We start from the raw sequence: 21494 nt of genomic DNA on the forward strand, positions 1-21494 counted from the left end.
CAGGGAGGCGCACCCATCAGGAGAGGAAGCGCGCAAGAGTGAAACCGATTGCGATCATACCGCCCGCTTTGATGAAGCGCGATCTCCGGATCGACCTGTTCCGGGGCCTTTCCCTATGGTGGATCTTCATCAATCACATCCCGGAAAGCTATTTGAACAGGTTCACGCCCAAGAATTTCGGCTTCAGCGACGCGGCAGAGATTCTCGTGTTCTTGTCGGGCCTGGCGTCCGGTATCGTCTACGGCGACCTGTTTCGCCGCTCCGGCTTTGGGGTTGCGAGCTTACGCATGCTGAGGCGATCGTGCGAGATCTATGTCGCGCAAATCCTGACCGTCGTCGTGTTGCTGGCGGAAGTGTCCTACATCGCGACATGGCAGCCCGACATGTTCGATCACGCCAACCTGGCCATCCTGCTGCAACACCCCGGAGAAACACTGCTTCAGGTCGCCATGTTGCGCTATTCTCCGGTCAACCTGGACCCTCTGTTGTTGATGGTCATCCTGCACTTCGCGCTCATCCTGATCCTGCCGCTCGCGATAGGCGCCTGGCCGCTGGCGCTGACCGGATCCGTTGCGCTCTATGTTCTCGCCCATCTGTTTGACTGGTACATCCCGGCCTATCCGAGGGGGCAACTCTATTTCAATCCGCTGAACTGGCAGTTGCTGTTCGTCATCGGCATCGGGTGGGGCGCGGACCGCGGCGATTGGCAACTTGCCGTTATCAACTCCCGCGCTCTTGCCGTTCTGGCGGCGAGCTTCGTCCTGTTCTCGTTCGTGATCACCTTGGGCTGGCAGATCCACGCCATTGAAGATTACGTGCCGGGATGGCTGTCGCGGCTGATCTACCCGGTCGATAAGACCAATCTCGACATCTTGCGGCTGTTGCACTTTGCTGCGCTCGCACTGCTCTGTTGGCGCCTTCTGCCAAGCAATGCCGCCATCTTGAAGACCAGAGCACTGCTTCCGCTGATCAGATGCGGCGAATACTCGCTTGCGATCTATTGCATCGGTGTCTTGCTGTCCTCCGCGGCTCATGCGGTGCTCAGCCTGGGCTGGAACGGACTGGCATCGCAGACGGTGATCACTCTCGCGGGCCTCGGCCTGATGAGCGCGATGGCGATGTTGCTCGCCGTAATCGATCGCGGCGTGCATCCTAACCTTCGGCCATTGTAATTCTGACCACGAATGCGCAGGCAAATTCGATGAGCCAGCCTGTCTTCACTGCCAAAGCCCTGACCAAGACCTACGGCTCCGGCGAGGTGATGGTGCATGCCCTCAACAAGGTCGATCTCGAGATCGCCGAGAAGGAAGTGGTCGTGCTGCTCGGCCCCTCCGGCAGCGGCAAAACGACGTTGCTCAACATCATGGGCGGTCTCGACCGGCCGACCAGCGGCAGGCTGTTATTCCGCGACCTCGACCTGACGGATCTGGAAGATCGTGAACTGACGAAATATCGCCGCGACCATATCGGCTTCGTTTTCCAGTTCTATAATCTGGTGCCGAGCCTCACCGCGTATGAGAACGTCGCGCTGGTGACCGAAGTCGCTCATGACCCGATGCGGCCCGACGAGGCCCTCGCCCTGGTCGGGCTGGAAGAGCGGATGCACCACTTTCCCGCGCAGCTCTCAGGTGGCGAGCAGCAGCGCGTCGCCATCGCCCGCGCCATCGCGAAGCGGCCGGCGGTGCTGCTGTGCGACGAGCCGACCGGGGCGCTGGACTCCAAGACCGGCATTCGCGTCATCGAAGCGCTGCTCGGGGTGAACCGGCAACTCGGCACCACCACGATCATCATTACCCACAACGCCAGCATTCAGGAGGTCGCCGACCGGGTGCTGTTCTTCGCCGACGGTCGGATCTCCCGGATTCAGACCAACGAGACACGGCGGCAAGCCGCCGAGCTCACCTGGTGACGGCCATGACGGTGCTCGACATCAAGCTGTTTCGCGATGTCAGAAGGCTCTGGGCGCAGGTGCTCGCCGTCGCGCTCGTGATCGGAGGGGCCGTTGCGACGCTGGTGCTCGCGGTCGGCTCGCATCGATCGCTCGAGGAGACGCGGATCGCATATTACGAACGCTACGGGTTCGGCGACGTGTTCGCGCAGGCGAAGCGCGCACCCAAGGCGCTCGCCGACCGGATCCGCGAGATCCCCGGCGTCGCCGCCGTCGATGCTCGTATCGCCAAGCCGGCGCTGCTGGACATTCCCGGCTTCTCGGAGCCCGCAAGCGCCCAGTTCGTCTCGCTCCCCGATAGCGGCGAGCCGCATCTCAATCGCCTCTACATGCGGTCCGGACGGCTTCCGGAGCCCGGCCGCTCCGAAGAAATCGTCGTCAACGAGCCGTTCGCGCGGGCTCACGGCTTCTCGGAAGGGGCACGGTTCTCGGCCATCCTGAACGGCAAGAAGCGCGAGCTCGTGATCGTCGGCACGGCGTTGTCACCCGAATTCGTCTACACCGTCGGCCCAGGCGACCTGATGCCGGACGATCGCCGCTACGCCATCGTCTGGATGTCGGAGAAGGCGCTCGCGGGCGTCTACGATCTCGACGGCGCGTTCTCGGCGGTGTCGCTCAAGCTGCAACCCGGCGCGTCGGAGCGCGAGGTGATCGCGCGGCTCGACGCATTGCTCGACCCCTACGGCGGCCAGGCGGCCCATGGCCGGAAGGACCAGACCTCGCACGCCTGGCTCGATCATGAGCTCGACATGCTCAACAACATGAGCCGCACGCTGCCGCCGATCTTCCTGCTGGTGGCCGCGTTCCTGGTCAATCTCACTTTGACACGGCTGGTGGCGCTCGAGCGCGAGCAGATCGGCCTGTTCAAGGCGCTGGGTTATTCCGATCGCAGCGTCGTGCTGCACTATCTGAAATTCGTGGCGCTGATCGTGGCGATCGGCATCCTCCTCGGCGGCGCGGCCGGCACCTGGCTCGGATTGCGCGTCACCGCCCTGTTCGGCGACTTCTTCCACTTCCCGTTCCTTGTTTTCGCGAAGGCGCCGGACCTGTACGTCACCGCGGGCGCGCTCAGCGCGGCGGCGGCCGCCGTCGGCGCGCTGCGGGCGCTGCGCGAGGTGGTCAAGCTGCCGCCGGCCGTTGCCATGCAGCCGCCCGCGCCGCCGGTCTATCGGCGGCTGCTGCCGGCGAGCATCCAGCTCGACCGGTTCGTTTCGCAGCCGACGCTGATGATGATCCGCAACATCGCGCGACACCCGGTCCGCGCCGCGTTCACGACGCTCGGCATGGCGCTGGCCACGGCCATCCTGGTCGTCTCCTTGTTCACGCGGGACTCGATGGAGCACCTGATCGACGTGACCTACTTCCTCGCCGACCGGCAGGACGCGACCATCGGCTTTGCCGAGAAGCGGATCGCGAATGTCGTGGAGCAGGTCCGGCGGCTTCCCGGTGTTCTCGCCGCCGAGCCGTTCCGCGAGGTGCCCGTCCGGATTCGGCACGGCAACGTCGAACGCCGGATCATGATCAGCGGCCGGCCCGCCAATGCCGATTTGCGCCGGATCATCGACGCCGACCTCCACCCGGTCGCGCTTCCGGATACGGGCCTTGCGCTGTCAGGCATGCTCGCTCAGATCCTCGGCGTCCGCGCCGGTGACACCGTCGAGCTCGATCTGCTGGAAGGGGCCCGCCGCACGGTCACGACGCCGGTCGTGGCGACGGTGGAGGATTATTTCGGCATCAAGGGGATGATGGACATCGAGGCGCTCCGCAAGCTGATGCGCGAAGCACCGGTCGTGAACAGCGTGAGCCTCAGCCTCGATGAGAGCCGGACGGAGGATTTCTACGCGGCGGTGAAATCCATGCCGCCGGTCGGCGGCGTGGCGCTGCAGCGCGTCTCGCTCGTGAACTTCCGCAAGACGGTCGCATTGCTCGTCACCACGATGGCGAGCATCTATACCGGGCTCGCCGCCGTGATCGCGTTCGGTGTCGTCTACAACAACGCCCGGATCTCACTGTCGGAACGGGCGCGCGAGCTGGCGAGCCTGCGCGTGCTCGGCTTCACTCGCGGCGAGGTCTTGCGCATCCTCCTGCTCGAGCTCGCCATCCTGACGCTGATCGCCCAGCCGCCCGGCTGGCTGATGGGCTACGGCCTCGCATGGGTGATGAAGACCAATCTGGCCGGCGAATTGATGCGCGTCCGCCTTGTCGTCGAGCACTCAACCTACGTCATCGCGACCTCCGTCGTGGTGCTGGCTGCCATCGCCTCCGCCGCAATCATCCGCGAACGCATCGACAAACTGGACCTCGTCGCGGTCCTCAAGACGCGAGACTAGCCATGCCGGCCAACTGGACCAAACGTTTCATCGGTGTTGCGCTTCTGGCCGCGATTGCGGGCGGGCTGGCTTGGTTCGCCTGGCCGCGGCCGGTTCTGGTGGATCTCGCCGCCGTCGCGAAAGGGCCGATCGAAGTCACGGCGGATGACGACGGCAAGACGCACGTCCGCCATGTCTACACGGTCTCGGCGCCCATCGCAGGAAAGGTCCTGAGGATTTCGCATCCGCTTGGCGAGCAGGGGCCTTCGCTCCACGTCGGCGACGAGGTGGTAGCCAACCAGACCGTCGTCGCGCTGATGCAGCCGACGCTCCCGGGCTTCATCGATGTGCGCTCGCGCGACCAGCTTCAGGCCGAGGTGCTGGCTGCGGATGCGGCCATCCAGCAGCAGGAAGCCGAGGTGAAGCGGATCGAAGCCGCTCTGGACTTCGCCCGGACCGAGTTCCAGCGGGCACAAGCGCTGTTGCGGACACAGTCCATTTCGGCTCAGGCCTTCGACAAGGCGAAATTCGAGGTGGCGACCAACGAAGCCGCTCTAGCCAGTGCAAAGGCTCAGATCGACATGCGGCGCGCGACGCGCACCAGTCTTGCGGCGCGGTTGATGGATCCGGCCAACGCCGCGCCGTCGGACGAGCCGACGTGCTGCGTCCGGGTGCTGGCGCCGGCGGGCGGACGGGTGCTGAAGATCATCCAGGACAGCGAGGCGACGGTGCTGCCCGGCACGCCGCTGGTCGACATCGGCAACCCGCTCGATCTGGAGATCGTGGCCGACCTGCTTTCGACCGACGCCGTCCAGATCAAGGTCGGCGCGCCCGTACGAATCGACGGCTGGGGCGGGCAGCCGATCAGGGGCAAGGTGGTCCGGGTCGACCCCGCCGGCTTCCTCAAGGTCTCGGCGCTGGGTATCGAGGAGCAGCGAGTCCGGGTCACCATCGATCTCAGCGACCCGCCCGAAGCGTGGGCCTCACTCGGACACGACTACCGCGTTGTCGTTCATGTCACCACCTGGAGCGCGCCGGACGCCTTGTCCGTGCCGGTGAGCGCCTTGTTCCGGAAAGGCGATCAATGGGCCGTTTTTGTCGACGACAACGGCCGCGCCAAGACCACTCTCGTCAAGATCGGCCACCGCAACAACCGCACGGCCGAGCTTCTCTCAGGACTCGCCGCCGGCGACCGAATCGTGCTGCACCCGAGCGACCGCATCGCCGATGGCACCAGGATCGCGCAGAGAGAGTAGAGGGCTCGGGACGGCCGCCATCGGGCGACGGCAGTCGGCGGTGTCAGGCCACAGCGCGGCCAAGGTCGAGCGATGGTCTGCGCTTGGTCGGGAAGCCAACACCTCCGGCGTCAGCATCGTGCCCAACCCAGCACAAGTCATCAGCGCACGTGGCGACAACAACCCAGCCATCGTCGGAGCTCGGTGGCTTGCTCATGCGTTTCCTCGCGCTTTTGGTTTTGTCGATGCTGGGCGCAAGGCGGACCGGCCGCACGCTGACACCTTCTGCCCGTCATGATAGCATGCCTCTCGTCACCGGTCTGCGAGGTTGTTCTCATAGGCGCACACACAGGAACGCGCGAGGAGGCAAGTCCGATGAAACGGGAAGCACTCTGGAGGCCGCGCGGTTGGCGCGCGCTTGCCTTGTCTGTCATTGTCGCCGCCGCGGTCTTGGCACCTCCAGCATACGCACAGGACGACCGAAGCTCTCCCCGCGAGCCGGGGCCGGTCTTTTCGGATAGTGGCCCCGATGCCGAGCTCTACGGCGCGGCGATGGGCTATCCGGTCGGCGCGCGCGGCACCGCCACCCAGGTTGACAAGCTCGTCGGGGTCTACAGCCATTTCGGCGAGATCTACCCTTCGCGCCCGGTCGGTCGCGCAATGGCGCCCTGGCAATTCAAACGCGCCCCAGAGCCATCGATCGCCTACAGTTTCGGTAACGAACGGCTGAACATCGGGGACTACCTCAAGCGCAACCCGGTGACGGGACTGCTGATCGCCAGGGACGACACCATCCTGTACGAGCACTATCAATATGCGCGGACCGACCGCGACCGCTTTCTCTCGCAGTCGATGGCGAAGACGCTGGTGGCCATGCTGGTCGGGATCGCGGTCTCGGAGGGACGGATCAAGTCGATCGACGACATCGTCTCGACCTACGTCCCCGGCCTTGCAGGAACGGAATATGGAAACACATCCATCCGGGCCTTGCTCAACATGTCTTCGGGCGTCGAATTCTCGGAAGTCTATGATGGGCACGATGACATCGCCCGGCTTGGGCGGGCGCTGTTCGTCGATGAGCCAAAGGACCCCGCTGCCATCGTCGCGCAATTCAATATTCGAACCGCACCGCCGGGGACCAAATGGCACTATGCCAGCGTTGAAACGGAAATCCTCGGCCTGGTCCTGCGCGCCGCCACCGGCACGCCGGTTGCCGACTATCTCCACGACCGGATCTGGGACCCCATCGGCACCGAAGCGGATGCCTCGTGGGCGATCGACGGTAGCGGGCAAGAGATTGCCTTTTGTTGCTTCAACGCCACCTTGCGCGACTATGCGCGCCTGGGCCGGCTGCTCGCACATGACGGCGCCTGGGAAGGTCGTCAATTGATCCCCCGGCAGTGGCTGCTCGATGCCACGACCGTCAGACCGGGCGATGGCCATCTCGCTCCGGGCGTGGCCACATCCTATTTCGGCTACGGCTATCAGGTGTGGCTCCTGCCTCGCGAGCCGCGCAGATTTGCGCTGCTTGGCATCCGCGGTCAGGTCATCCTGGTCGATCCAACCTCCAAGCTCATCATGGTGCACACCGCCGTTCGTCAGAAGCCCTCCGAGCCGGGAGCCCTCAGGGAGCCGCTCGCGCTGTGGTCCGCCGTGCTTCAGCAGCTCGGGCAATGATGATCTGCTTTTGCCCGCCGGCTGCGCACAGCCGCATGATCGATCGCTCTTGTGCTGGTTGAGGTCGGCGAAACCGCCGGCGATGGGTCCGCCAGCCGCCGCCTTGAACCTGTCCGGCTTCCGGGAGCACCAACGGCGTGTTGGCTCCCTTTGTGCCTGCGACGAGAGACAAGCGCGATGAAGACCCTGAAAGCATCGATCTGCGTTGCGGTCACCGCACTTGCCTTGAGCCTATCGTTCGGCGCGCCGTCCTACGGCGAGGAGGACGAGACGGGCGCGCTCACGCAGCAGATGAAGGCGCTTTATCGGGCCGGGAAGTACGCGGAAGCGCTGCCATTGGCCCAGAAGTCCCTGGCCCTTCACGAGAAGGAGTTCGGCCCGGATGACGCGCGCGTCGCGATGCCGCTGAGCGACCTCGGCACGATCCATCACAATCTCGGCCAACACGCCGTTGCCGAGCCGCTGTACAAGCGGGCGCTGGCCATCCGCGAGAAGACGTTCGGCCCGGATCACGCGGAAGTCGCAATGGTGCTGAACAATCTCGGCGATCTCTATCGCGCGGAAAGGCGCTACGCGGAAGCGGAGCCGCTGTTGAAGCGATCGATCGCCATCGACGAGAAGATGCTCGGCTCAGACGACCCGTCGATCGTGTTGCCGCTGTGCAATCTCGGCGCCGTCTACAGCAGCCAGGGCCGATACGATCAGGCCGAGCCGCTGTTCAAGCGGGGCCTGGCCGTGCTGCAGAAAGCGCTCGGTCCCGACGATCCCGAAGCCACGGTGCTGATGAACAATTTGGCCGATGCCTACATCCAGCAGCATCGCTATGCCGACGCAGAGCGGCTGCTGAAGCGGTCGATGGTGGTGTCCGAGAAGGCGTTCGGTCCTGTTCACCCCGACATCGCGCAGGCGCTGAACAATCTGGGTGCGCTGTATGCGCGTCAGGGACGGAACACCGAGGCCGAGCGGCTGTTCAAGCGGTCGGTGGTCACTTTCGAGAAAACCGTCGGCCCCAATCATCCGGATCTTGCCGGTGTCCTGGACAACCTCGCCGGTCTCTACAGGAATCAAGGCCGCCATGCCGACGCCGAGCAGGTGCTGAAGCGGTCGATGGCCATTCGAGGGAAGACAAGGCCGATCTGAGCAGGTCGGCCGGGCCGATCGAGACGTCCTTAGTGTGAGGATCATCAGCGGATCGCGTTGAGGGGGCCATGACGAAGCATGCAAGACTGCTCCAACTTGTCGTCGCCCTGACGTGGCTCGGATTGTCTGCCGCAGCGGCGGCCGGCGGCCCATCGAAGGACATGTGGAGCGGCGCATGGACGTTCGAAATGGACCGCCAGGATCGGCCATGGCTCGTCTTTTCCGACCCGCGCGGCAAGACGGTATTCCGCATCGGCTGCGGTTCGCATTTCGAGCTGGATGCGGTCTATCCGGGCAACGCGCCGACACAGGAACACACCGAGGCCTCGATCACGATCGGCAACGGCAAGACGCACATGGATTTCGCCGGCTTTACATATTCCGGCCCCTCTTCCTTCCCGCCGAGCACCTCGATGTTCAACCAGGCGGACCTCGGTCATCCCGGGCTTGCCGATGATCAATGGCGCGTGCTGGAAGACCGCGTCCTCGATCTCCTGGAGTCCGGGCAGCCCCTGAAGATCTCGGCCGAAGGCAAAAGCTACGTGCTTCCGCCGGTCAAGGCATCGCGGTGGCGCGCGCGTTTTCAAAAGATCTGCTGACGCGGACTGCGGGCAGGTGGGGCGCGCGCCTCCCCGATGGCCCCTCTTTTATCGTATTGATGGTTCGATCATGTCGGCATCGACGGGGCTCGTTCGTCCTTTGATGGACATGTCCCGCACGAGCGGAGCATGGATCCCGCACGGGTGAATTGATGTCACCTCGGGCCGCCGAAATCATACTGGAGCAATACCCATGAGGATCACCGTCGAAACCAGCGTCGCAGCCCCCATTGGTCAGGTCTGGCTGGCCTATACGACGCCTGCCGACATCGTGAAGTGGAATGCGGCGTCCGACGACTGGCATACGACCAAGGCGACGGTCGACCTGCGGGAAGGCGGCGACTTTTCGTCCCGGATGGAAGCCAAGGATGGCAGCATGGGCTTCGACTTCGCCGGCACCTACACCAAGATCATCGAGCACAAGCGGATCGAATATTCGTTCGGCGATCGGAAGGCCGAGATCGAGTTCGTGTCCGCCCCGAACGGCATTGTGGTCCGCGTTGTCTTCGATGGCGAAACGACGCACTCGGTCGAACAGCAGCGAGGCGGCTGGCAGGCGATCCTCGACAATTTTGCGCGGTACGTCGAGGCGAAGCAGAAGGTGTGATCGATCAGGAAGCGAACGTGGATGCCTGCATCGCACACCCTGCGATGCAGGTGCCATAACCCTGTTTTGCCCGACGGATCAAACCGAATTCGTAAAATCGAAAAAGTGCAATGCCGCCAATGGAGCGGCTACTGTGCATGGGGTTGTTTTCGCAGTTTTAGTTTGACGGCCGCGTAGACGGGGCCGGCTCGCCCCAAGCGCAGCCTCAGCTGTCCACCTTCAGCGCGGCGATGAAGGCTTCCTGCGGGATGTCGACCTTGCCGAACTGCCGCATCTTCTTCTTGCCTTCCTTCTGCTTCTCCAGAAGTTTCCGCTTACGCGTGATGTCGCCGCCGTAGCACTTCGCGGTGACGTCCTTGCGCAGGGCGCGGACGGTTTCGCGCGCGATCACCTTGCCGCCGATCGCCGCCTGGATCGGGATCTGGAACATGTGCGGCGGGATCAGCTCCTTCATCTTCTCGACCATGGCGCGGCCGCGCCCTTCCGCGCGGGTGCGATGGACCAGCATCGAGAGCGCATCGACCGGCTCGGCATTGACCAGGATCTGCATCTTGACGAGATCGGCCGGCTTGTAGTCGGTGAGATGATAGTCGAACGAGGCGTAGCCCTTGGAGACCGACTTCAGGCGGTCGTAGAAGTCGAACACGACCTCGTTGAGCGGCAAATCGTATTTCACCATGGCGCGGGAGCCGACGTAAGTGAGCTCCTTTTGCGCGCCGCGGCGGTCCTGGCACAGTTTCAGCACGCTGCCGAGATATTCGTCCGGGGTGAGGATCGTCGCCTCGATCCAGGGCTCGTCAATCTCGGCGATCTTGACCACGTCGGGCATGTCGACGGGATTGTGAATCTCGATCTCGGTGCCGTCGGTGAGCTTCATCTTGTAGATGACGCTCGGCGCGGTCGCGATCAGATTGAGATCGAACTCGCGCGACAGCCGCTCCTGGATGATCTCGAGGTGCAGCAAGCCGAGGAAGCCGCAGCGGAAGCCGAAGCCGAGCGCGGCCGAGGTCTCCATCTCGAAGGAGAAGCTGGCGTCGTTGAGCCGCAGCTTGCCCATCGCGGCGCGCAGCGTTTCGAAATCGTCGGCGTCGACCGGGAACAGGCCGCAGAACACCACGGGGATCGCCGGCTTGAAGCCCGGCAGCATTTCGGTGACCGGCTTCCTGTCGTCGGTGATGGTGTCGCCGACGCGGGTGTCAGCGACTTCCTTGATCGCGGCGGTGATGAAGCCGATCTCGCCGGGGCCTAGCTCGTCGACCTGCTGCATCTTCGGCGTGAAGAAGCCGACGCGCTCGACGTCGTAGGCCGCGCCCGTGCCCATCATGCGCACGCGGCTGCCCTTCTTCATGACGCCATCGACGACGCGGATCAGAACGACGACGCCGAGATAGACGTCGTACCAGCTGTCGACCAAGAGCGCCTTCAGCGTGGCGTCGCGGTCACCCTTCGGCGGCGGCAGGCGGGTGACGATGGCCTCCAGCACGTCGGGGACGCCAAGGCCGGTCTTGGCCGAGATCATCACCGCGTCGGAGGCGTCGATGCCGATGACGTCCTCGATCTGCTGCTTGATCTTCTCGGGCTCGGCGGCGGGAAGGTCGACCTTGTTCAGGACCGGGACGATCTCGTGATTGTTGTCGAGCGCCTGGTAGACGTTGGCGAGCGTCTGCGCTTCGACGCCCTGGCTGGCGTCGACCACCAACAGGGAACCTTCGCAGGCCGCCAGCGACCGCGAGACTTCGTAGGCGAAGTCGACATGGCCGGGCGTGTCCATCAGGTTGAAGATGTAGTCCTTGCCGTCCTTGGCGCGGTACGAGAGGCGCACCGTCTGCGCCTTGATGGTGATGCCGCGCTCGCGCTCGATGTCCATGGAATCGAGCACCTGCTCCTTGCCCGCCATTTCGCGGTCGGAGAGGCCGCCGGTCATCTGGATCAGGCGGTCGGCCAGCGTCGATTTGCCATGGTCGATATGGGCGACGATGGAGAAATTGCGGATGTTGGAAATGGGGACGGTCGTCATGGGCGCGGGATACCACTCACATCCCCGTGCGGCAACCATATTGCTGTAATTTCAGGGCCTTTGTTCACGCCAAGCTGATTCCACCATCGCCCAAAACGCGCTAGGCAACGCCCATGTCGATCACGTCTCTTCCGACCCATAGGGCGCGCACTAAGACCCGCCTGAGCTTGACCCGCTTCCGGGCCTGGCTGGTTGCCTGCGCGGTCCGCCCCGAGGCGAGATTGTGGCTGGTGATCCAGCTCGCCATCCTGCACGCGGTGCTCTGGACCGTCATCCTGATCAATCTCAAGGCCGCGCAGGACGTTCATATGGACGTCGCAGAAGCCTATGGCTGGGGCCAGAAATTCCTGTGGGGCTACGGCAAGCACCCGCCGCTGTCGGGCTGGGTCGCGGGCGTCTGGTTCAAGCTGTTCCCGCCCGCGGACTGGGCGACCTATGCGCTCGCGATGGCGACCGTCAGCGTCGGCATGGTGATCTGCTGGCTGGTGGCCTTGCGCGTGGTGGATGCGCGCCGCGCCTTCCTGGTCGTGGTGATGGTCGCGCTCTACCCGATCTTCAATTTCAAGGGTTTCAAGTACAACCCGGATCTGCTGCAGCTCGTCACGCTGCCGCTGCTCGTGCTCGCCTATCTCAATGCGTTCGAGAAGCGGAGCTGGCAGTCCGGAGTCCTGCTCGGACTTGCCGGCGCGCTGGCGCTGATGACCAAATATTGGGTGCTGACCATGATCGGCGCCATCGGGCTTGCCGCGCTGATCCATCCGGAGCGACTGCGCTTCCTGTCATCGCCGGCGCCGTGGCTGGCGATCGCGACGATGGCGGTGGCGATGATCCCGCATGTCGTCTGGCTGGCGGAGGCGCATTTCGTGCCGCTGACCTATGCCGGCGACACCTACAGCCTCGCGGACAGCGGCCAGGTGCATCAGCTCGTCGCCGGCTACGCGCTGCATAATCTGGGATTGCTGGCATTGCCGGTGGCGCTGGCCGGGCTCGCGATGGCGCTGGTGCCGCCGTGGTTCGCACTGCTGCTGCGCGCGCCCGCACGGATCGTCACGCGCGCCTGGGCGCGCGGCGCCAATTCGAGCGTCAATCTCTCGCAGGCGCTGAACGTCTGGATCATCCAGATCATCGTCGCATTCGGCCCGCCGCTCGGCGCGCTGGTCTTCAGCATCTACCTGAAGACCGATTGGGGCATCTCGCTGTTCTTCCTGGTGCCCTTGGCGCTGGTCGCGATCCCCGCGCTGCGCGTGCAGAGCGCGAGCCTGTTCAACATCGCTGCGATCTGGTTCGTGCTCAGCGTCGCGACGCTGCTAGCCTCGCCCTGGATTGCCGCGCGCGAGATGGCGGCCAATGCCGGCAACACCGCGACCTATGGGGCGCGCTCGGATCTCGCGCGCGAGCTGACCCAGGCCTGGCACGCACGCTTCGCCTCGCGCTGGGCCGTCGTTGCGGGGACGATGGAGACGATCCAGCCGATGGTGTTCTACAGCGCCGATCACCCCAGCCCGTTCACGCCGAACGAAGCCTGGGCCTCCGGACTGACCTCGCTCGACGACGTCAAGCGATACGGCTTCATCGGCGTGTTCGATGCTGCCGACGAACGCCTGCCCAAGTTCGAGCAATGGATATCCGAGACCGCGCCGAATGCCGAGCGTATGGTGATGACCACGCGCCGCTTCACCCACGGCAAGGCCGGCCCGTCGATGAGCTGGAACGTCTACATCGCGCCGCCGGCGAAATAGTAACGCACTGTGCCTGACGTTCCCCGGACGCAGCGCAGCGCGCAGCGATGCGCTGCAGAGCCGGGGTCCAGTTGTTGATGCACTGGGTCCCGGCTCAGCGGCGCGGCACTGCGCGCCGCACCGCGTCCGGGACACGAGAGGAAGCCGCTAAACCCCTTCCTCGTTGAACTTGCTTTCAACGAGCTCGGTGATTGCCGTGAGCGCGGCTTCGGCGTCAGTGCCGGCGGCGGCGACCGTGATGGTGGTGCCAGGTCCCGCGGCGAGCATCATCAATCCCATGATCGAGGTGCCGCCGACGGTCTCGCCGCCGCGCGTCACCCAGACCTGCGCATCGAAGCGCTCGACCGCCTGGACAAACTTCGCCGAGGCGCGGGCATGCAGGCCGCGCTTGTTGATGATCAGGAGATCCTTGGAGATCGCGCCCGCGGGCACGCCTGTCCCCGCTTGTGGCGCCTCCTCGCTCATTTGCCGGCGAGCACGCGACTGGCGATGGTGACGTATTTGCGGCCCGCTTCCTGGGCCATCGCGATCGCGTCGGGCAGCGGACGCTCCTCGCGCACCTTGGCGAGCTTCACCAGCATGGGAAGGTTGATGCCTGCGAGCACTTCGACCTTCGGCCGGCTCATGCAGGATATTGCAAGGTTCGACGGCGTGCCGCCGAACATGTCGGTGAGGATCGCAACGCCATCGCCGGAATCGACGCGGTTAACCGCCTCGATGATGTCGCTTCGACAGAGATCGGAATCATCTTCGGCGCCGATCGTGATCGCTTCGATTTGTTTTTGTGGGCCCATGACATGTTCAAGCGCTGCCTTGAATTCGTCGGCAAGGCGCCCGTGGGTCACAAGTACTAGACCAATCATCGGAAAACTCCTCGCGGGCGCTTTTGGTGCACCGCACGAACGCGCCACTTTGACCATCCAGAGCCCCTGCGCAAGAGGGGATGTTGCGTATCTCCCTGAATCTAGACGGATGGATGAGGGGAGCTGCGCCGGTCTATTCGGTCGCGATAGTGGGGTTCATATGGTTACCATTTCCCTTCAAACAATCGCCGGGAGGGTTAACGGAAGATGAACTCTTGGTAGTGGTCAAGGCCGCAACAACCAGGGGGAGGGGTAAAGTGTCGCGAGCAACGGGAATTCGCGGTATTTCGACACCAGAAATGCTGGTTTTCAGCGCTTCCGGCGGCGGCAGGCGCTCGGCGTCTGCGGCGTCCAGATCGACCACGAGACCGACAATCGCATGCTCCACGAAGTCGCAGTGGCGGATCCCGAGGCCCCGGATCTCGATCAGGCCAGCCAGACGTGGCGCGGGGCGGACCTCAATTTCATCGCCGACTGTCGCCAGATGGACACGGTCATCCCCGACCAGAACGGCCCTATCGATCACGCCCGCGCGTCCCGCCATGATCAAATCGAAGGCAAGGCGCGACTTGCCGGAGCCCGAGGGCCCGCGGATCAGCACCGCCAGAGGCCCGACCTTGACCGCGGAGGCGTGAACGCTGGGCTCGCCTTCGTTCAAACTGCTTTGGCTCATAGCGCCGGCAGCCTCACCACGAAGCGCGCGCCGGCAACCGTCGGGACGCCCTCGTCATCCGGCGGGCCGGCGCGATTCTCGGCCCAGATGCGTCCGCCATGGGCGTCGATGATCTGCTTGGAGATCGACAGGCCGAGGCCGGAGTTCTGGCCAAAGCCCTGATGCGGACGGTCGGTGTAGAAGCGCTCGAAGATGCGCTCCAGCGCGTCGTCGCGAATGCCGGGGCCGTCGTCGTCGACCACGATCTCGATCTCGGAGCGCACGCGGCGGCAGGTGAGGCGCACCTTGTTGCCGGCTTCCGAGAACGATTGTGCGTTGGAGAGCAGGTTGGAGACCACCTGTCCGAGCCGCGAATCATGGCCGCTCACGGCGAAGGTGTCGGTCGGGCTGCGGCCCTCGAAGCGTGTTTCGACCGCGACGTCATGGCCGAGCTTGGTTTCATTGGCGACGGACACCAGCGTCGTCAGCAGGCGGCGCAAATCGACCGGGATCGCGTCCTGGCGCTGCAATTCGGCGTCGAGACGGCTGGCGTCGGAGATGTCGGAGATGAGACGGTCGAGCCGCTTGACGTCGTGCTCGATCACCTCGAGCAGGCGCGCGCGGCTGTTCTCGTTGCGCGCCAGCGGCAGCGTCTCGACCGCCGAGCGCAGCGAGGTCAGCGGATTCTTCAATTCGTGGGCGACGTCGGCCGCGAACATCTCGATCGCCTCGATGCGGCTGTAGAGCGCGCTCGTCATGTCGCGCAATGCGCCCGAGAGATGGCCGATCTCGTCGCGGCGGCGGGTGAAATCGGGAATCTCGATGCGGGCCTTGATGCGGCGGCGGACGCGCTCGGCGCTGTCGGCGAGCCGGCGCACGGGCCCGGCGATCGTGCTCGCGAGCAGCAGCGACAGCATGATCATCACGGTGGCCGCGACGCCGCCGACTTTCAGGATGGCGAGGCGCTCGGCGGTGACCATCTGGTCGATGTCGTCACCTTGCGTCGATAGCATCAAGGCGCCATGGATCGCGCGCGAGCGCAGCACGGGCACCGCGACCGAGACGATCACCTCGCCGCGCGCGTTGACCCGCACCATCGAGCGCTTCTGGCCCTGGAGCGCATCGCTCACCTCGGCATAGCCGTTGCCGTTCTCGGGACCGAGCTCCCGATAGAGCGGCAGGTCGCCGCGGTTCAGCCAGGTGCGCACTGCGACCATGCCGCGTTCGACGATGCCGGGCTTCTCGGCCGGCGGCGGCAAATTGTAGCGCAGCACGTTTTCGAGATTGCGGCTGTCGACCAGCAGGCTGCCGTTCGGATCGTAGATGCGGGCGCGCGTCTTGGTCGGCGAGATCAGCGTGCGCAGCACCGGCGCCACCCGTTCCGGATTGATCGGGAAGTCCAGCGGCGAATATTCGTCGGTGCCGCCATAGGTCTCGCCCGGCTTGAGGTCGAGCAGTCGGTCGGGATCGATGGTGATGGCGTTGGTCTGCACCGTGGCGGAGGCCGCGATCGCGCCGGCGATGATCTCGGCCTGTACCAGGAGGCTCTGCGCCCGTGCGTCGATCAGGCCGGCGCGGAATTGCGACAGATAGAGGATGCTGGCGACCAGCGCGACGAGGCCGGCGAGGTTGAGCGAGACGATGCGGCGGGTCAGGCTGGAAAAGGACAGCGCGAAGAAGAACTGCCCGGCGCGCTTCAGCCAGTTCAGCGGCCGGAAGCCCTGCGGCTTGGCTTCGGCAAATTGGTCCCTAACGCCGTCGGATGCGACGTCGCCGGCGCTCTGGTTTGGATCAGGCTGCGTTCGGTCCAGCAATGCTTACGCCCGTGTTAGGACGGCGTTGAGAAGGTCCCCACATTCTAGAGCATGATCCGGAAAAGTGTGCAGCGGTTTTCCGAAAGGATCATGCTCAAGAAATAAACCAAAGCGCGATGATCTCATCGCGCTTTGGAGTGATCCCGGTCCCGATGGAACGAGAACCGGAGATGCTCTTAAGTGTTTCGCGAAGGCGCCAGCCGCCTCAGGCTTCCTTGAAACGGTAGCCGACGCCGTAGAGCGTCTCGATCATCTCGAACTCGTTGTCGACCACCTTGAACTTCTTGCGCAGCCGCTTGATGTGGCTGTCGATGGTGCGGTCGTCGACATAGACCTGGTCGTCATAAGCGGCGTCCATCAGCGCGTTGCGGCTCTTCACCACGCCGGGCCGGGTCGCCAGCGCCTGCAGGATCAGGAATTCGGTGACGGTCAGCGTCACCGGCTCGTTCTTCCAGGTGCAGGTATGCCGTTCCGGATCCATGCGCAGAAGGCCGCGGTCGAGCGCCTTGGCGTCGTTCTCCTTCGGCGCGACGGTCGGGTCCTTCGGCGCCGAGCGGCGCAGCACGGCCTTGACGCGCTCGACCAAAAGACGTTGCGAGAACGGTTTGCGGATGAAATCGTCCGCGCCCATCTTGAGGCCGAACAGCTCGTCGATCTCCTCGTCCTTGGAGGTCAGGAAGATCACCGGCAGATCGGATTTCTGCCGCAGACGGCGCAGCGTCTCCATGCCGTCCATGCGTGGCATCTTGATGTCGAGGATGGCGAGATCGGGCTGGGTGGTGCGGAAACCGTCAAGCGCCGAAGCGCCGTCGGTGTAAGTCATGATGCGGTAGCCTTCGGCTTCCAGCGCGATCGAGACGGATGTGAGAATGTTGCGGTCGTCGTCGACCAAAGCGATTGTGGGCATGAGCCTCTGCTTTCTGCTTTCCGTTTGGGTCGTGGCTTGAAACGGCGAGCAATCCACTGATGCGCCGCATACATGGGTGCCGAAGTCGGCGTTCGAACCTTGTCACCGAGCAATGCAAGCTGGGCTGAAGTGTGACCAAGTTCCACGAAACACGGCAGATTCGCCGCATGTCGACCCATAACCGGGCCCCCGTTTACCCGAAAAAAGGCCCCCCTTGCAACCACCTGAGCCGAGAAAGCCGATGCAACCGACCCCTGATTTCGACCCCGGAAAGCTCGCCAAATCGCTGCTGCGGAGATCGCGGCAGGGGGCGCTGGCAACCCTCATGGCCGGCAGCGGCGACCCCTATTGTTCCCTGGTCAATCTGGCTAGCCACCCCGACGGCTCGCCCATTCTGCTGATCTCGGGCCTCGCCGTGCATACCAGGAACATCCTGGCCGACGACAGGGTCTCGTTGATGCTGGACGAGCGGGCAGCCGGCGATCCCTTGGAAGGCGCCCGGATCATGCTGTCCGGCCGGGCGGAGCAGGCCGATGCCGAGAAGGAACTGCTGCAGCGACGGTATCTCAATGCCCATCCCTCGGCGGAAGGCTTTGTATCCTTTCAGGATTTCTCTTTCTTCCGGATCCGCCCCACGGGAACCCATCTGGTCGCCGGCTTCGGCCGGATCGTCGATCTCAAGCCCGCGCGGTTCCTCACGGATCTCACCGGTGCCGAGGACCTGCTGGCAGCAGAGGAGGGCGCTGTCGCGCATATGAACGCCGACCATCGCGACGCCATGGGCCTCTATGCGACGAAGCTCCTGGGCGCGGCCGCGGGTGACTGGCGCTGCACCGGCTGCGATCCGGAAGGCCTCGACATGCAGGACGGCCAGACCGCGCTGCGGCTGGACTTCCCGGAGCGGGTGACCGACGGCACGTCGCTGCGCAAGATGCTGGTGCGCCTGGCTGGCGAAGCGCGCGCGAAGCTGGATTGAGCGGAATGCGCTTAGGTTGAAGCGATTGCTGCGGCTCGTTCACCTCTACCGCTTGCGGGAGAGGGAGCGCATCTCCGCTGTAGCTATAAACCTGATCTCATCACGCCTTGGAACGCAACGATTTGAACGCTGCGACCCGTCGCTGCGACCCAAGACGATAAGGTTTTGAGGCTCGCAGCGCGAGGATTCATGACGCGTCGTCGTTTGACATTGGCTGCGAGTCTGGTGGTCGCGATCACCACGTCGTTTGCCGCGCCCGGCCTTGCCCAGAAGGCCGACCTGTCGACGCAGAGCGCGCGCATCAATGCGCTCCGGAGCGCCGGCAGATATTCGGAGGCGCTCCAGCTGGCGCAGGCCATGGTGGCCTCGCTCGAGAAGACCAGCAACAACCGCGACCTCGCCGCAGCGCTCAACAATCTCGCCCAGATTGACGCCGACCAGGGCCACGACGATCAGGCCGAGCCGCTCTACAAGCGAGCCATCGCGCTGATGGAGAAGGGGACCGGTCAGGGTAGCGTCGAGATCGCGCCGCTCCTGAACAATCTTGCGGCGCTCTATCAGCGGCAGAGCCGCTTCACCGAAGCCGAGCCACTGTTCAGGCGCGCGCTGGTCGTTCGCGAGCAGGCGCTGTCGCGCGAGCATCCCGACGTCGGCCAGTCCCTCAACAACCTCGCCACTTACTATGTGAAGCAGCAGCGTCATGCCGAGGCCGAACCGTTGTTTCAGCGGGCGCTTGCGATCTACCAGAAGGCTGCCGGGCCCGAGCATCCCGCGGTTGCCACCGTGCTCAACAACATCGGTCAGGTCGATCGCGACCTCGACCGCGACGCCGATGCCGAAGCGCCAATCAAGCGCTCGCTCGCGATCCGCGAAAAGGTGCTGGGCCCTGATCATCCCGACGTGGCGCGCTCGCTCAACAATCTCGCCGGACTCTATGAGCACCAGCAGCGCTATGCCGAGGCCGAGCCGCTCTACCGCCGTGCTCTGGCGCTCCGCGAGCGGGCGCTCGGGCCGGATCATCCCGATGTCGTGACCTCGGCGAGCAATCTCGCTTATTTCCTCTACGTCTCCGGGCGTACAGCGGACGCGCTGCCGCTTGCGGAAAGAACGCTTGCGACGAGCCGCGCGCCGTTGCGCGTGGTGATGCCGGTGCTGTTTGCCGCGCGCCAGCAATCCTTGTTACCTGCCGACAAGGCGCTCGACGACGCGCTCGGCGCGATCCAGCGCGGCACGCAATCGTCCGCCGCCTCTGCCGTGAACAAGCTCGCGGTGCGGCTTGCCGCCGGCAGCGACCGGCTCGCCGAGCTGGTGCGCCGCGATCAGGATCTCGCCGCTGAGGCCGAGGCGCTCGACAAGGCGATCATCACCGCGGTCTCGAAGCCGCCGGCGCAGCGCGACGTCGCGGCCGAGCAGCGCAGCCGCGCGCGGATCGCAACGATTGCGAATGAGCGCGCGGGCATGCAGAAGACACTCACGCTCGAGTTTCCCGACTACGCCGCGCTCTCCAACCCGCTGCCGCTGGCGGTCAAGGATATCCAGCCGCTGCTGTCGGCCGACGAGGCGATGGTGATCTATTCCGTCGGTGACAAGCAGAGCTATGTGGTCGCGATCACACGCGATGGTGCCGACTGGAGAGAGATCTCGTTCGGCGCGGATGCGCTGGCGCGGAAGGTGTCGGCCTTCCGCAGGGGGCTCGACGTTGGCAAGGCGCGCGATGCCTCCGGCAAATCGGGACTGTTCGATCTTGCGCTCGCCAACGAGCTCTATGTCGCTCTGCTCGGCCCGGTCGAGGCCTTGACGAAGGACAAGCGCAATTTGCTGGTGGTGCCATCGGCGGCGCTGACGGCATTGCCGTTTCATCTCTTAGTGACCGAGAAGCCGCCGGCTGCGATTCCGGACAGGCTCGAAGGTTATCGCGACGCCGCCTGGCTGCTCCGGCGTCAGGCCGTCTCGGTGCTGCCCTCGGTGATCAGCCTGAAATCGCTGCGTGCCTTCGCCCGCAAGGATCAAGGCGCAAAGCCGATGACCGGCTTCGGCGATCCCGTCTTCAATCCGGCAGCCGAAGGCCCCACCGACCGTGGCGCTGCAAGCGGGAAGGTCGCGGCGCGCAACATTGCGACCTTGGCCTATACCGACTTCTGGCGCGGCGCCGGCGTCGATCGCGCGCGGCTGGCGCAGGCGCTGCCGCAACTGCCCGACACTGCGGACGAATTGAACGCGGTGGCAAGGGACGTCGGCGCCGCCGTTGCCGACATCCATCTTGGACGCGATGCCAGCGAAACGACGCTGAAGCGTGCAGCGCTTGCTCAATACGGCATCATCTACTTTGCCACCCACGGCCTCGTCGCCGGCGACGTCAAGGGGCTGGGCGAGCCCTCGCTCGCGCTGTCCATTCCCGATCAGCCGTCGGAGCTCGACGACGGTCTTCTGACCGCGAGCGAGGTGGCTCAGCTCAAGCTCAACGCCGATTGGGTGGTGCTGTCTGCCTGCAACACCATCGCAGGCGACAAGCCCGGCGCCGAGGCGCTGTCGGGATTGGCGCGCTCGTTCTTCTACGCAGGTGCCCGCGCGCTCCTGGTCTCGCATTGGGCCGTGGATTCGGAAGCCGCCACTCGCTTGACCATTTCGACGTTCGAGCTGCTCAAGAACGAACCAAAGATCGGTCGTGCCGAAGCCTTGCGCCGCGCGATGTTAAGGTTTGTTGATGATACCTCGTCACCCGGCAACGCTTATCCAGCGATGTGGGGACCGTTCGCGCTGATCGGCGAAGGCGAGGGAAGATAAGAAGACGACGCGGATTGTGCGTCGCAATAACCCGATGTAACGCACAAACACGCATTTGGTTGCGCGATCATTGGTGATTTCGTGATGCAGCTGCTCAGAGCTGACATGCGCGACGTTTGGCGCGGTCCTTGAATAAACCAAATCCTACGGGATCAGCTTGGCAACGCCAGCGTTCATGATTATTAGGTCGTTCAGCCGAGGCCGAATGGCCCACAATCACGGTGACC

At 64.4% G+C, this 21494-nt stretch carries 18 protein-coding genes; 11 read left to right on the top strand and 7 right to left on the bottom strand.

The window, feature by feature from the left end; genetic code table 11:
- Positions 1-38: 38 nt before the first annotated feature.
- The 4 genes from UNPA324_RS25705 to UNPA324_RS25720 are packed head-to-tail and all read left to right on the top strand — an operon-like array spanning position 39 to position 5513.
- Entirely contained in the window at positions 39-1172 is a 1134-nt protein-coding gene (locus UNPA324_RS25705) for an OpgC family protein (RefSeq protein ID WP_246667219.1), read from the top strand.
- A gap of 29 nt (positions 1173-1201) precedes the next feature.
- Positions 1202-1909 carry an ABC transporter ATP-binding protein gene (locus UNPA324_RS25710; protein ID WP_141936600.1) on the top strand — a complete coding sequence of 236 codons (708 nt, stop codon included), beginning with the start codon at positions 1202-1204 and terminating at the stop codon, positions 1907-1909.
- A gap of 5 nt (positions 1910-1914) precedes the next feature.
- Entirely contained in the window at positions 1915-4278 is a 2364-nt protein-coding gene (locus UNPA324_RS25715; protein WP_141936602.1) for an ABC transporter permease, read from the top strand.
- 2 nt (positions 4279-4280) lie between these two features.
- Positions 4281-5513 (top strand): efflux RND transporter periplasmic adaptor subunit, encoded by a 1233-nt coding sequence (locus UNPA324_RS25720; protein WP_128920302.1) that lies wholly within the window; start codon positions 4281-4283, stop codon positions 5511-5513.
- Positions 5514-5653: 140 nt separating this feature from the next.
- Here the strand turns inward: UNPA324_RS25720 and UNPA324_RS36205 are convergent, their stop codons facing one another.
- Entirely contained in the window at positions 5654-5926 is a 273-nt protein-coding gene (locus UNPA324_RS36205) for a helix-turn-helix domain-containing protein (RefSeq protein ID WP_430649332.1), read from the bottom strand.
- Between UNPA324_RS36205 and UNPA324_RS25730 the strand changes: the two genes are divergently transcribed.
- The 4 genes from UNPA324_RS25730 (at position 5868) to UNPA324_RS25745 (ending at position 9515) form a co-directional block, all read left to right on the top strand.
- Positions 5868-7169, top strand: a complete 1302-nt coding sequence (locus UNPA324_RS25730) for a serine hydrolase domain-containing protein (protein ID WP_181769518.1) — start codon at positions 5868-5870, stop codon at positions 7167-7169. The genes UNPA324_RS36205 and UNPA324_RS25730 overlap by 59 nt on opposite strands.
- A 177-nt stretch (positions 7170-7346) precedes the next feature.
- Positions 7347-8309, top strand: coding sequence for a tetratricopeptide repeat protein (locus tag UNPA324_RS25735; protein ID WP_128920304.1), 963 nt, complete (start codon positions 7347-7349; stop codon positions 8307-8309).
- 68 nt (positions 8310-8377) lie between these two features.
- Complete coding sequence (locus UNPA324_RS25740) at positions 8378-8908, top strand: hypothetical protein (protein ID WP_141936604.1); 531 nt, start codon at positions 8378-8380, stop codon at positions 8906-8908.
- 193 nt (positions 8909-9101) lie between these two features.
- On the top strand, positions 9102-9515 hold the full coding sequence (locus tag UNPA324_RS25745; protein ID WP_141936606.1) for an SRPBCC family protein: 414 nt from the start codon (positions 9102-9104) through the stop codon (positions 9513-9515).
- 205 nt (positions 9516-9720) lie between these two features.
- On the opposite strand, the gene lepA is transcribed toward UNPA324_RS25745, so the two are convergent.
- Positions 9721-11532 (bottom strand): translation elongation factor 4, encoded by a 1812-nt coding sequence (gene lepA / locus UNPA324_RS25750; protein WP_128920307.1) that lies wholly within the window; start codon positions 11530-11532, stop codon positions 9721-9723.
- A 113-nt stretch (positions 11533-11645) separates the two neighbouring features.
- On the opposite strand from lepA, the gene UNPA324_RS25755 reads away from it, so the two are divergent.
- Positions 11646-13271: a glycosyltransferase family 39 protein gene (locus UNPA324_RS25755; RefSeq protein WP_141936608.1), complete on the top strand. Its 1626-nt coding sequence runs from the start codon at positions 11646-11648 to the stop codon at positions 13269-13271.
- Positions 13272-13418: 147 nt separating this feature from the next.
- Here the strand turns inward: UNPA324_RS25755 and UNPA324_RS25760 are convergent, their stop codons facing one another.
- The 5 genes from UNPA324_RS25760 to UNPA324_RS25780 all read right to left on the bottom strand — a co-directional run bounded on the left by UNPA324_RS25760 (position 13419) and on the right by UNPA324_RS25780 (position 17507).
- A complete protein-coding gene (locus UNPA324_RS25760) occupies positions 13419-13736 on the bottom strand; it encodes an HPr family phosphocarrier protein (protein ID WP_128920309.1) in 318 nt (105 codons plus the stop codon).
- The gene (locus UNPA324_RS25765; RefSeq protein ID WP_007597752.1) at positions 13733-14134 is read right to left on the bottom strand and encodes a PTS sugar transporter subunit IIA; all 402 of its coding nucleotides are present in this window, start codon (positions 14132-14134) and stop codon (positions 13733-13735) included. The genes UNPA324_RS25760 and UNPA324_RS25765 overlap by 4 nt, the downstream gene beginning before the upstream one ends.
- Before the next feature lie 133 nt (positions 14135-14267).
- Entirely contained in the window at positions 14268-14792 is a 525-nt protein-coding gene (locus UNPA324_RS25770; RefSeq protein WP_128920479.1) for an HPr kinase/phosphorylase, read from the bottom strand.
- An 11-nt stretch (positions 14793-14803) separates the two neighbouring features.
- Positions 14804-16600 carry a sensor histidine kinase gene (locus tag UNPA324_RS25775; protein WP_128920310.1) on the bottom strand — a complete coding sequence of 599 codons (1797 nt, stop codon included), beginning with the start codon at positions 16598-16600 and terminating at the stop codon, positions 14804-14806.
- A 205-nt stretch (positions 16601-16805) separates the two neighbouring features.
- Entirely contained in the window at positions 16806-17507 is a 702-nt protein-coding gene (locus tag UNPA324_RS25780) for a response regulator transcription factor (protein ID WP_008542552.1), read from the bottom strand.
- Between the two features lie 241 nt (positions 17508-17748).
- On the opposite strand from UNPA324_RS25780, the gene UNPA324_RS25785 reads away from it, so the two are divergent.
- Together UNPA324_RS25785 and UNPA324_RS25790 are read left to right on the top strand one after the other, a co-directional pair.
- Entirely contained in the window at positions 17749-18483 is a 735-nt protein-coding gene (locus UNPA324_RS25785) for a HugZ family pyridoxamine 5'-phosphate oxidase (RefSeq protein ID WP_128920311.1), read from the top strand.
- Positions 18484-18672: 189 nt separating this feature from the next.
- Positions 18673-21267 carry a CHAT domain-containing tetratricopeptide repeat protein gene (locus tag UNPA324_RS25790; protein WP_141936610.1) on the top strand — a complete coding sequence of 865 codons (2595 nt, stop codon included), beginning with the start codon at positions 18673-18675 and terminating at the stop codon, positions 21265-21267.
- The last annotated feature ends 227 nt before the right edge of the window (positions 21268-21494 follow it).

The sequence above is a fragment of the Bradyrhizobium sp. UNPA324 genome, from assembly GCF_006658635.1.
GTDB lineage: Bacteria > Pseudomonadota > Alphaproteobacteria > Rhizobiales > Xanthobacteraceae > Bradyrhizobium > Bradyrhizobium nanningense.